Below are 12,980 nucleotides of genomic sequence, written 5' to 3'. Positions count from 1 at the left end.
CTCCGCTCCCATTACAGGAGTTTCATCACTACTACGACTTCATCCGTCACCTATATACTCATCAGTAATCAACTCACAGGTATTGCCTGCTTGTGTTTTCCTTTTGGCATAGCATATAGGCTTCCTGCGATTCCACAATAAAGCCTGAATAGAAGTCATGCCCCCTTTATGACGGTTGCCGTATAGACAGTAAATTAGGCACCTTCTATACTTATCTCCGGCCTCTCGATATAAACCGGATTTTGACAACGACTGGTCTTTTCGTCACTTCATCGGAAGGTTCGCTTTCGCTCATCTCTTCTATCCTTACCTGACCATTTAAACAGCCTTTTCTTCTATCGCTTCACACATCATTGTTACCGCAGATGCATCATAGAAGTGGTTTGGTGAGTGTTCCTAAACAACCCTCACCGAGGGCCTGCCCTCATCTTTATCATAGCTTACACAGCACACATCGAGTAGACGGCCGTGAGCCATAGGCCCACGGTGCGCCTCTCACACCACCGTACGTACGGGTCTCGTATACGGCGGTTCATTGAATCTCAGGCTTTGATTTAGAGTAATAGTCCAGCATACTTAGATAACCTTTTCTTCTCAGTCTAGAGAGCGTAATTGTTGTTCCGAGTATGGGACTTTGGGCCACAGCCCATCCTCCTTTTCTGGTCCTGCTCCATGCGTAAGCATGGTCATGATCCACTCCAAGTCTGATTAGGTTTTTACGTTTTCGCTCGGGTTTCTTCCAGTCGTGCCAAATACAATATCTGAGTCGGTTCCTCAGCCACTCGTCGAGTTGTTTGAGCTTGGCCTGAATACTGGCCAGTCGGTAATTGTTTACCCATCCCATCCATACCTCATTGAGTTTTTGAAGCCTTTCCTCAAAACTGTATGGCAGGGTTTTCTTGGTGATCCATTTGAGCTTACGTTTCAGGTTTACCCAGCTTTGCTTCTTCACTATCAGTTGGTATTTGCCCTTTTCCCCTTTTTTGTAGGTTGGCACGAAGCCATGACCTAGCAGCTCAAAGTCAGAGGGTCTTCGGATTCCGCTTTTCTCCTTGTTGATAGGCAAATCCAGTTTGTTCTTCAGAAACAGATAGACTTCATTGCCTACTTTTTGGGCGGATGCTTTGGACTTAGTATAGATACTGAAGTCATCGGCATAGCGCACGAATTTCAACCCTTTACTTTTGAGGTACTTGTCCAGTTCGTCCAATAATATATTGGACAGCAATGGACTCAGGGGACTTCCCTGTGGCATACCCTTTCGGCGTTTGTGCAGTTTTCCATTGATCTGGATTGGTGCTCTCAGCCATTTTCGGATCAGCCACAAAGTTGTGGGACATTTTACCCTATTGTAGATTAACTGAAGCAGTTTGTAGTGTTGTACCTCATCAAAGAAACCTTTCAGGTCAATGTCCACAATGTCCTGATAGCCATCATTGATGTTTTTCAGGGCTTGTGTTACTGCTCCGTGAAGGTTCTTTCCGGGTCGAAAACCGTGGCTCTCCTCTTCGAAAGTTAATTCGAATCGGGTGGCTAATTGCTGGCTAACTGCCTGTTGAAGCCATCTATCCACTACGCATGGGACTCCGAGTAATCTGGTTTTTCCGTTACTCTTTGGGATTTCAACCCCTCTGATAGCTTTAGGTACGTACCTCCTTTTCAGGATGTCGGTTAATACAGCTGTCCTGCCTTGGTCGATAAACGACTTCAATTCGGTCACCTGCATACCGTCCACTCCCGATGAGCCTTTATTACCCACTACTTGACGGTAGGCTTTATAAAGGTTTTTGGATTGAAGTACTCTTTCTATCATTACTTTGTTCTCCTTGTCCGCTTAAGAATAGGCTATCTCGCATGTGCGGGATTCCTATCCGAATTAGGACGCGATTCAATGTTCAGTCCTTCGTTATTCAGTGAGACCTCTGCAGTATTTACAGCTCGTTTCCGATAACTACTATGACCTCGGCTGACTTCTCTTGGACATTCCAGACGTCCAGAGACCTCCCTCGGTAAGATGAATATCCTTGTGTCTATCGCTGCTCTATCTACTATTTTGGCTTATCTCTGTTTCCAGAGCTTAGGACTTCGGCATGATGTGCTACCTCATCCAGCCTCATAGCCTCAGTATAGAGTTCCTTTTCGTCAGTACAGACACCGCAGTCTGGCTTACTTCAGTGCATACCTCACGGTAAACCACCTTGCCACTTGCTTGGCTTCGGGTAACGACTCCCGCGCTTAAGGGACTTTCACCCGTTGGAACGACCATCTTTTTGGTCTATATTCACCATTCAAGGCACACACATCGGCTATAGCAAATGCGGGCTGACTGCTTATAAATGAAGACATTGCAACTAAATAACATTCGGTTTGGCGGACAAAGATTCGGTTTCAAAATCCCGCACTTGCCATAGCCAGGGCCGTTATGGGCAACCTTAAAAACCGACACAGCACAAATAAACAGAATGAAAGAAACAGAAATCGAACATAACCTTTCTTCTTATGTACAACGAATTGAAAAGGATATTGAGCTTGGCAACTTTAGAACTACCAAGACCGAAGATTTTTTTCTTCGAGTTTTAAGTGCTGCATATAAATTACCCAATCTTGAAAACCTTGCATACGATAAGATTAATACAATTGCTATTGACTTAATAGACCGTAAAAAAGAACTTGGTGTTCAGGTTACAGCTCAAAAATCAAACGAAAAGGGAAAAATTGACAAAACAATAAAAGACACAATTTCAGAATGGAAAGACCAAGGTGTTAAAACACTTTGGATTTTATTTATCTCTGAAACTCCATATATAAAAAAGAACATTAACACATCGAAACTGTACTTAGAGAAAGATGGTCTAAAAGTTTATATTAAAACCATTAGAAGACTTATAGGAGATATTACCAAGAGTAATATAGAAGAAAGAGTTAAAATTGATGAGCTTTTAAAGCAAGAAGTTTCTACAGAATATTATGGTCTTTCAAAACTTGCACTTTTCAAGCAAATAGAAAAAGGCGAGAAGATTGTAAATGACAATTTTTTCAACCTTGAATCATCAATTTATTATAGCAAAAAAGAGTTCCAAACAATCAACACCCTTGCATTTCAATTTACCAAAGGCAAATTAAAAGAGTATTGTATTCTCGGTAATCCGTGCAGTGGTAAAACTACTTTTGCGTATTCTATAATTCAAAAAATTAACAATAGAAAGACATTTTATCTTAACCTTTCCAACCCAACGATTACAAAAAAAGATTTAGCAGAAGAATTAATTCAAGTTTCACATAATTACTCGTTTGTAGTTGTTGACAATATTCACGACAATATAGAAGTATTTCAATATTTACGTGATAGAATATCAACTCATAAATGGATAAGAGTTTTATATCTTTCACGTTACTACAATACATTTGATGATTTTGACACAGAAAATATTTATAGATTAATTGACGGTATCCCTTTCTTTAGAATTGACTCAAATGAAAGCTTTGAGGAAAAAGTATCTGGCATAATTTGGAAGAAAACAAAATCGTTAATCGAAAAAGGAAGTCAGCTTCAGTGGCAAAAGGGAAATTTTAAACAAGTTCTTAAAAACATTAATAGGAATTTATTAAAACTAAATATTGCTTTACGAATGTGGGAACAAAAAAACTCACATTCTGCCCCCCTAACCTTTGATAAGATTGATTCAAAGAAAATATTACATCAATTCTTTAAAGAACATAAACTAAACCTTTTTAAGAGTGATGCTTTATTAACTTATTGTTTGCTTTTTAGAAATGATATTTCTTTCGTTCCATTGAGAAACGCATACGATGAAAACTCGCTACTGCGTGAAAAAGGAATTATATTACAATACTTTAAAAGTGATTTTTGTTTTTTTCCACATAAAGAATATGCTCAGCTAATTTTTGACTCATACGATTACATTGAAAATGGTATTAGCATTGACAAGAAAACGGAATTGGTATTAAACTATATCCAAAGCTTTGATTATGATGAAAACAATATTGGTTTATTATTCTTATTAGCCAAGTTTCAAAAAACGGAAGAAAAAGAAATTATTGGCAGTTTATTAAATGATGAAACTACAAAAGAAGTTTTTTTAGATGAGCTATCAAATCAGGCAAATAAAAGCTATTGGGTAATCAATATCTTGAACATAGTCTTTTTGCATTCCGAACAGATTGAAACAAATTATTTAAAAGAGTATTTCAAGTTTTTTTTGACATTTTTCAAATCAAATAAACTCAGCCTGTACATTGAAGAACATTACATTGCCTACACAAGGCTTCTTCAACTGAGTAACATTTTAAATGTTGAGTTGATTGAATCCAGTATTTTGGTTTCACTAAGAAAGAATGAAATGGCTAATACTAATTCAATTGTGGAATTAACACTAAGAATCAGTAAAAAGAGTCGTGAGTCAGAAACAATACTTCGCATTCTCCATTCCTTTGATTTCTCTGAATGGTTAAAAATGATAACAGATTTACCACGTCTATCAAATGTTACCAATTGCCTTTCAGAGTTAAATACTTCAACAGTAGCGAAAAAGTTACTGATTGGCTTAATGAGAAACATAAATTGGGATAAACAATACAACAAAGCAAAATCATTAAAGATTGACCAGTTTGTAAAATCGTTGAGAGAAATCAACAGGATTGACATTTCAATTGGCACAAATAAATCTTGGGTTCTTTTTCAGAAAGCATTAAATGATTCTCTTTTCAAAATCAAGCTTAATGATGCTAATCTATCAGAATATTCAAAAGCACTATCTGATTTATCTAAAATTGACTCTAAATTCGTAAAAAAACAATTAACCATAGACCTCAAAAACAAAGTTGTTTATAACAAGTTTTCGAATGAAACAAGTATTTCTAATTTCACGGCAAGGGCATTAGAATTAAGAAAGCTTTTTGAAGATGAAAAATTATTCTTTGAGTTAATAGGTTCAATAGTATCAACGAAAAGCTTTGCTCAGAAGATAGAAACAGAAACCAACTTAAATTATCTATTAATATTTGCAGAGTTTGCAGAGAAATATTTGGATTTAGAAGAGCTTAATCTGAACCAAACACTTTCAAAATCAATAACAAAAGTTATAAGGAATTTGCCTAATAAACTTGAAGCTTTAAGTAACCCTAAATTTTTGAATATTAATGATTTGGATTCAAATTTTGTTGATTCAATAACTATTCAAGAAATTGACAATTATTTTAAAAACAATAAAATAACATATGCGGAAGACCTATTCAGGGTTATGTCTTCAATCGATAAAGACAAAACAATAGAAAAGTTCAAAAAGATTAATAAAACAATATTAGTTCGTGCTTTATTAAACCCTGAACTTAATTTTAGTCAAGCCTTGGAAGATTTATATAAACTGAAAAACAAGGTTTATAAAAATGAGAATCTAAATTGTAATGAAAAGATTTATTCAATTCTAAAAGAATACCTAACAAATTACAGCAGAGATTATAGGCGTTACAGCAGAGTTAATATTAGTGATTTTTTAAAAGGTTACTATTTTGGTTCCTGCATAAGCAAGAATATAATAGAACAACATTGTAAAAATGACTTGATAAACAAGCTAAAATCAGACAAGCATAAAAACTTTGAGATTTCTCCACTATTCCAATTTTTGAGACGTATCTCAAGTATGTATAAAAATGAACTTGATGATAAGCTCACAATATTTTTAAAACTAAACACTGACAATTTTATAGATGCAATCAGAAATGAGGATATTGTAAAGACCTTGTCAGGTTTGTGCGAACTTGCATTGACAAAATTTGATATTTATGGAGATGAATTATTATTCAAAGCGAGAAGTATAATTGTAAAAAAAACAGCACAAAGAAAAAGGGATGATATTTATAAAGTTAAACTCATTCCTGACCTCGAAAAAATTGCAAAAAACAAAGGGAAAATTGTACTAAAAGAATTGATATAAAGAAAAAGGTAACCCATAGTCGAGTAGGTAAAGGGGAATTCCACCCCTAAACCTCTCACAGAACCGTACGTGAACCTCTCGATTCATACGGCTCTTATTATGCAGTCGGTTTATAGTCTATCAAGTTAGACTAACTTGTATCCCAGTTCCCAATGGTAGAACAGGTTTGGATAAGAGACCGTAACTTGTCTAAGCCATTTCACTGCTTTGACCTTGCTTCCTTTAAAGCTCTTGTACTTGTTCAGAATCCACCTGATCAATCGATGGTGCAGATAATAGAACACCGGTTTTAGACTTCTTCGGCTTATCTTCCCATAGTATTGAACCCACCCTCGTATCTTTGGATTTAGCAATATGGCCAGATCCTGAATACCCCTTTGGGTTTTGTTATGGAAATTGAGCTTTCGGAGTTCTCCGTTGATGCGCACTTTGGACTTTCGGCTCATCTTACAATCAAATTGCAGAAAGCTTCCCCCATTTCTTAATCTGTTTCTCATGGGCTGAAAACTAAAGCCCAGAAAGTCAAACTGTACAGGGTAATCATTCAGATTTCTGCCTTCCTTCTTACAGTAAACAATTTTCGTCTTTTCGGGATGGGCTCTCAAGCCGCATTTTTCTAAACGATCCTTCAAATCTGTAAGTGTTCTGACAGCTTCCTGATAGCTACTGCAATGGATAATAAGGTCATCAGCATACCGAACCATGATTACGGATGGATGGAATTTCTCCAGCCATTTATCAACACAATAATGCATGTAAAGATTGGCAAGAAGCGGGCTGATTACCCCTCCCTGAGGAGTACCTTTTCCCGTGGATACTTTGACCGCACCATCCTCAAGTATGACTGGTGCTTCCAGCCACCTTTTGATGTACAGCAATACCCATTTCTCTGAAACGTGTCTTTCCAAAGCTTTCAACAAAAGCTCATGGTTCACATTTTCGAAGAACTCCTGTATATCCAAATCTATAACCCAGCTGTATCGACGTACATTCTGTTGTACGCTTTGGATTGCTGTGTGCGCATTTTTGTTCGGGCGGTATCCGTAGGAATTGTCCACAAATACTGATTCCAGCCTTGGTTCTAGGTACGTCTTTACTACCTGTTGGGCAATCCTGTCGCTTACAGTGGGAATTCCCAAAGGACGGGTCTTACCCCCTGCCTTGGGTATTGTTACCCGCTTTATCGCTGGTGCAAAGTAACTTCCAGAAGCCAGTCTGTTCCAGAGTTTGTACAGTTCTTTGGAACGTACCCTGTCAAATTCCGACAGGCTCTGCTGGTCAATCCCTGCACTACCTCCATTACTTTTTACCTTCTTGTAGGATTCCCAAACCATCTCTTTGGTAATTGGTACCGACTTTGTCTGTTCTTTAAAAATCATCCTTAACTAGTTAAGTTGTTCTTAAATTAAAACTGCATAATTGAAGCCCTTCGCTCCGCTCCCATTACAGGAGTTTCATCACTACTACGACTTCATCCGTCACCTATATACTCATCAGTAATCAACTCACAGGTATTGCCTGCTTGTGTTTTCCTTTTGGCATAGCATATAGGCTTCCTGCGATTCCACAATAAAGCCTGAATAGAAGTCATGCCCCCTTTATGACGGTTGCCGTATAGACAGTAAATTAGGCACCTTCTATACTTATCTCCGGCCTCTCGATATAAACCGGATTTTGACAACGACTGGTCTTTTCGTCACTTCATCGGAAGGTTCGCTTTCGCTCATCTCTTCTATCCTTACCTGACCATTTAAACAGCCTTTTCTTCTATCGCTTCACACATCATTGTTACCGCAGATGCATCATAGAAGTGGTTTGGTGAGTGTTCCTAAACAACCCTCACCGAGGGCCTGCCCTCATCTTTATCATAGCTTACACAGCACACATCGAGTAGACGGCCGTGAGCCATAGGCCCACGGTGCGCCTCTCACACCACCGTACGTACGGGTCTCGTATACGGCGGTTCATTGAATCTCAGGCTTTGATTTAGAGTAATAGTCCAGCATACTTAGATAACCTTTTCTTCTCAGTCTAGAGAGCGTAATTGTTGTTCCGAGTATGGGACTTTGGGCCACAGCCCATCCTCCTTTTCTGGTCCTGCTCCATGCGTAAGCATGGTCATGATCCACTCCAAGTCTGATTAGGTTTTTACGTTTTCGCTCGGGTTTCTTCCAGTCGTGCCAAATACAATATCTGAGTCGGTTCCTCAGCCACTCGTCGAGTTGTTTGAGCTTGGCCTGAATACTGGCCAGTCGGTAATTGTTTACCCATCCCATCCATACCTCATTGAGTTTTTGAAGCCTTTCCTCAAAACTGTATGGCAGGGTTTTCTTGGTGATCCATTTGAGCTTACGTTTCAGGTTTACCCAGCTTTGCTTCTTCACTATCAGTTGGTATTTGCCCTTTTCCCCTTTTTTGTAGGTTGGCACGAAGCCATGACCTAGCAGCTCAAAGTCAGAGGGTCTTCGGATTCCGCTTTTCTCCTTGTTGATAGGCAAATCCAGTTTGTTCTTCAGAAACAGATAGACTTCATTGCCTACTTTTTGGGCGGATGCTTTGGACTTAGTATAGATACTGAAGTCATCGGCATAGCGCACGAATTTCAACCCTTTACTTTTGAGGTACTTGTCCAGTTCGTCCAATAATATATTGGACAGCAATGGACTCAGGGGACTTCCCTGTGGCATACCCTTTCGGCGTTTGTGCAGTTTTCCATTGATCTGGATTGGTGCTCTCAGCCATTTTCGGATCAGCCACAAAGTTGTGGGACATTTTACCCTATTGTAGATTAACTGAAGCAGTTTGTAGTGTTGTACCTCATCAAAGAAACCTTTCAGGTCAATGTCCACAATGTCCTGATAGCCATCATTGATGTTTTTCAGGGCTTGTGTTACTGCTCCGTGAAGGTTCTTTCCGGGTCGAAAACCGTGGCTCTCCTCTTCGAAAGTTAATTCGAATCGGGTGGCTAATTGCTGGCTAACTGCCTGTTGAAGCCATCTATCCACTACGCATGGGACTCCGAGTAATCTGGTTTTTCCGTTACTCTTTGGGATTTCAACCCCTCTGATAGCTTTAGGTACGTACCTCCTTTTCAGGATGTCGGTTAATACAGCTGTCCTGCCTTGGTCGATAAACGACTTCAATTCGGTCACCTGCATACCGTCCACTCCCGATGAGCCTTTATTACCCACTACTTGACGGTAGGCTTTATAAAGGTTTTTGGATTGAAGTACTCTTTCTATCATTACTTTGTTCTCCTTGTCCGCTTAAGAATAGGCTATCTCGCATGTGCGGGATTCCTATCCGAATTAGGACGCGATTCAATGTTCAGTCCTTCGTTATTCAGTGAGACCTCTGCAGTATTTACAGCTCGTTTCCGATAACTACTATGACCTCGGCTGACTTCTCTTGGACATTCCAGACGTCCAGAGACCTCCCTCGGTAAGATGAATATCCTTGTGTCTATCGCTGCTCTATCTACTATTTTGGCTTATCTCTGTTTCCAGAGCTTAGGACTTCGGCATGATGTGCTACCTCATCCAGCCTCATAGCCTCAGTATAGAGTTCCTTTTCGTCAGTACAGACACCGCAGTCTGGCTTACTTCAGTGCATACCTCACGGTAAACCACCTTGCCACTTGCTTGGCTTCGGGTAACGACTCCCGCGCTTAAGGGACTTTCACCCGTTGGAACGACCATCTTTTTGGTCTATATTCACCATTCAAGGCACACACAATGTATAAAAATAATAGCCGAAACAGTAGTAAACTCAAGGGTTGTAGCCCGCTTCAACTTTTCTGTAACTTGACAGAAAAGTGCAACGCAATCGGCTACTATTCTTATACTAACCGTTAGCGGTTATTTGAAAAAAGCATCACGTCAAGAATTAAAATTAAGAACAGAAACAAGATAAAATGGATAAGAGCCCAGAAGAAAATTTAAAAAACCTTTCAATTACTTTAAACGAAGTTTCACAACCTATCGCTAGTTATGTAAACTGCGTACGAACAGGAAACTTATTATTCCTTTCAGGCAAAGGACCAATTAAAAAAGACAAAACCTATGTAACAGGAAAAGTGGGAAAAGACTTGACAGTTGAACAAGGAAACGAAGCTGCTCGTTTAGTTGCAATCGACCATATTGCAGTATTAAAAGACGAATTGGGAGATTTGAGTAAAGTAAAACGAATCGTTAAAGCTTTTGGAATGGTACATTGCACAATTGATTTTGTTGACCAAGCAAAAGTAATTAATGGATATAGCGATTTAATGTTTTCCGTATTTGGCGAAAAAGGTCGACACGCAAGAAGTGCAGTAAGTATGCACGCATTGCCTCTAAATTTTGCAGTAGAAGTTGAAGTAATTGTAGAAGTTGAAGATTAATCTATAAATGAGCATAAAAACATACATTATTGACGCATTTACAACAGAGCTTTTCAAGGGAAATCAAGCGGCAGTTTGTTTACTTGAAAATGAACTTGATGAAACAACTATGCTCAATATCGCCAAAGAATTTGGGTTTTCGGAAACGGCTTTCGTCATAAAGCAAAATGCAGATTCATTTTCCATACGCTATTTTTCGCCAGTAAAAGAAATTCCACTATGTGGTCACGCTACTTTAGCTTCTTCAAAAGCAATTTTTACCGAATTTAAAGAACTGTCCCAAATCATTTTCCAAACCCATTTCGGAGATACATTGCAAATAAGCCAAACCAATGGAAAAATTGAAATGAAATTTCCTTTACATCAAACAGTAACGACTGAATTTAATGATGAAATAAGAAAAGCCTTGGGAATAAATGAAATTCTAAATTCCAGATACAATTCATTTCACAATATGCTGATGTTGGAATTGGAAAGTAGCAAGGAACTTGAAAACCTAAAGCCCGACTTTTCTGTATTAAGGAATATTGAAACCACAATCAGCGGAGTACTTGTAACTGCAAAATCTGAACGTGAAAACTTCGACTACGAATATCGCTATTTCTTTCCTTGGTCAGGAGCAGATGAAGACCCTGTTACAGGTGGAGTTCAGAGCTTTTTAGCAAAATATTGGTCGGACAAACTAAATAAAGATAAAATGAACGCTTTCCAATGTTCGAAACGGACAGGAAGTATGGAAGTGGAACTAATGGAAAATTCTGTAATAATTAGAAGTAACGCAGTAATATTTATAACAGGACTAATGAACCTGAATTGATGAAAAGAAGAAAAACAACCGCTAGTCGAGTAGGTAAAGGGGAATTCCACCCCTAAACCTCTCACAGAACCGTACGTGAACCTCTCGATTCATACGGCTCTTATTATGCAGTCGGTTTATAGTCTATCAAGTTAGACTAACTTGTATCCCAGTTCCCAATGGTAGAACAGGTTTGGATAAGAGACCGTAACTTGTCTAAGCCATTTCACTGCTTTGACCTTGCTTCCTTTAAAGCTCTTGTACTTGTTCAGAATCCACCTGATCAATCGATGGTGCAGATAATAGAACACCGGTTTTAGACTTCTTCGGCTTATCTTCCCATAGTATTGAACCCACCCTCGTATCTTTGGATTTAGCAATATGGCCAGATCCTGAATACCCCTTTGGGTTTTGTTATGGAAATTGAGCTTTCGGAGTTCTCCGTTGATGCGCACTTTGGACTTTCGGCTCATCTTACAATCAAATTGCAGAAAGCTTCCCCATTTCTTAATCTGTTTCTCATGGGCTGAAAACTAAAGCCCAGAAAGTCAAACTGTACAGGGTAATCATTCAGATTTCTGCCTTCCTTCTTACAGTAAACAATTTTCGTCTTTTCGGGATGGGCTCTCAAGCCGCATTTTTCTAAACGATCCTTCAAATCTGTAAGTGTTCTGACAGCTTCCTGATAGCTACTGCAATGGATAATAAGGTCATCAGCATACCGAACCATGATTACGGATGGATGGAATTTCTCCAGCCATTTATCAACACAATAATGCATGTAAAGATTGGCAAGAAGCGGGCTGATTACCCCTCCCTGAGGAGTACCTTTTCCCGTGGATACTTTGACCGCACCATCCTCAAGTATGACTGGTGCTTCCAGCCACCTTTTGATGTACAGCAATACCCATTTCTCTGAAACGTGTCTTTCCAAAGCTTTCAACAAAAGCTCATGGTTCACATTTTCGAAGAACTCCTGTATATCCAAATCTATAACCCAGCTGTATCGACGTACATTCTGTTGTACGCTTTGGATTGCTGTGTGCGCATTTTTGTTCGGGCGGTATCCGTAGGAATTGTCCACAAATACTGATTCCAGCCTTGGTTCTAGGTACGTCTTTACTACCTGTTGGGCAATCCTGTCGCTTACAGTGGGAATTCCCAAAGGACGGGTCTTACCCCCTGCCTTGGGTATTGTTACCCGCTTTATCGCTGGTGCAAAGTAACTTCCAGAAGCCAGTCTGTTCCAGAGTTTGTACAGTTCTTTGGAACGTACCCTGTCAAATTCCGACAGGCTCTGCTGGTCAATCCCTGCACTACCTCCATTACTTTTTACCTTCTTGTAGGATTCCCAAACCATCTCTTTGGTAATTGGTACCGACTTTGTCTGTTCTTTAAAAATCATCCTTAACTAGTTAAGTTGTTCTTAAATTAAAACTGCATAATTGAAGCCCTTCGCTCCGCTCCCATTACAGGAGTTTCATCACTACTACGACTTCATCCGTCACCTATATACTCATCAGTAATCAACTCACAGGTATTGCCTGCTTGTGTTTTCCTTTTGGCATAGCATATAGGCTTCCTGCGATTCCACAATAAAGCCTGAATAGAAGTCATGCCCCCTTTATGACGGTTGCCGTATAGACAGTAAATTAGGCACCTTCTATACTTATCTCCGGCCTCTCGATATAAACCGGATTTTGACAACGACTGGTCTTTTCGTCACTTCATCGGAAGGTTCGCTTTCGCTCATCTCTTCTATCCTTACCTGACCATTTAAACAGCCTTTTCTTCTATCGCTTCACACATCATTGTTACCGCAGATGCATCATAGAAGTGGTTTGGTGAG

8 protein-coding genes are annotated in these 12,980 nt (G+C 39.2%); 3 read left to right on the top strand and 5 right to left on the bottom strand.

The annotated features are described in order from the left end of the window. Nucleotides 1-532: 532 nt before the first annotated feature. Complete coding sequence (gene ltrA / locus GYM62_RS01325; protein ID WP_219957260.1) at nucleotides 533-1,813, bottom strand: group II intron reverse transcriptase/maturase; 1,281 nt, start codon at nucleotides 1,811-1,813, stop codon at nucleotides 533-535. 649 nt (nucleotides 1,814-2,462) lie between these two features. On the opposite strand from ltrA (GYM62_RS01325), the gene GYM62_RS01320 reads away from it, so the two are divergent. Further along, nucleotides 2,463-5,954 carry an SMEK domain-containing protein gene (locus tag GYM62_RS01320; RefSeq protein ID WP_219958000.1) on the top strand — a complete coding sequence of 1,164 codons (3,492 nt, stop codon included), beginning with the start codon at nucleotides 2,463-2,465 and terminating at the stop codon, nucleotides 5,952-5,954. 125 nt (nucleotides 5,955-6,079) lie between these two features. On the opposite strand, the gene ltrA (GYM62_RS01315) is transcribed toward GYM62_RS01320, so the two are convergent. After that, nucleotides 6,080-7,333 carry a group II intron reverse transcriptase/maturase gene (gene ltrA, locus GYM62_RS01315; RefSeq protein WP_219956427.1) on the bottom strand — a complete coding sequence of 418 codons (1,254 nt, stop codon included), beginning with the start codon at nucleotides 7,331-7,333 and terminating at the stop codon, nucleotides 6,080-6,082. Between the two features lie 585 nt (nucleotides 7,334-7,918). Beyond that, a complete protein-coding gene (ltrA, locus tag GYM62_RS01310) occupies nucleotides 7,919-9,199 on the bottom strand; it encodes a group II intron reverse transcriptase/maturase (RefSeq protein WP_219957260.1) in 1,281 nt (426 codons plus the stop codon). A gap of 668 nt (nucleotides 9,200-9,867) precedes the next feature. On the opposite strand from ltrA (GYM62_RS01310), the gene GYM62_RS01305 reads away from it, so the two are divergent. Both GYM62_RS01305 and GYM62_RS01300 read left to right on the top strand, forming a co-directional pair. After that, nucleotides 9,868-10,335 carry a RidA family protein gene (locus GYM62_RS01305; RefSeq protein ID WP_219957999.1) on the top strand — a complete coding sequence of 156 codons (468 nt, stop codon included), beginning with the start codon at nucleotides 9,868-9,870 and terminating at the stop codon, nucleotides 10,333-10,335. Nucleotides 10,336-10,342: 7 nt separating this feature from the next. Next, nucleotides 10,343-11,152, top strand: coding sequence for a PhzF family phenazine biosynthesis protein (locus tag GYM62_RS01300; RefSeq protein WP_219957998.1), 810 nt, complete (start codon nucleotides 10,343-10,345; stop codon nucleotides 11,150-11,152). A 131-nt stretch (nucleotides 11,153-11,283) separates the two neighbouring features. Here GYM62_RS01300 and GYM62_RS20940 read toward each other — a convergent pair whose 3' ends face one another. Both GYM62_RS20940 and ltrA (GYM62_RS01295) read right to left on the bottom strand, forming a co-directional pair. Further along, entirely contained in the window at nucleotides 11,284-11,604 is a 321-nt protein-coding gene (locus tag GYM62_RS20940) for a group II intron maturase-specific domain-containing protein (RefSeq protein ID WP_255590341.1), read from the bottom strand. Continuing rightward, on the bottom strand, nucleotides 11,601-12,536 hold the full coding sequence (ltrA, locus tag GYM62_RS01295; protein ID WP_255590342.1) for a group II intron reverse transcriptase/maturase: 936 nt from the start codon (nucleotides 12,534-12,536) through the stop codon (nucleotides 11,601-11,603). The genes GYM62_RS20940 and ltrA (GYM62_RS01295) overlap by 4 nt, the downstream gene beginning before the upstream one ends. Nucleotides 12,537-12,980 lie beyond the last annotated feature (444 nt).

The organism is Algoriphagus sp. NBT04N3, assembly GCF_019443765.1.
Classification (GTDB): domain Bacteria; phylum Bacteroidota; class Bacteroidia; order Cytophagales; family Cyclobacteriaceae; genus Algoriphagus; species Algoriphagus ornithinivorans.
This window is presented reverse-complemented; position numbering and strand designations above follow the sequence as displayed.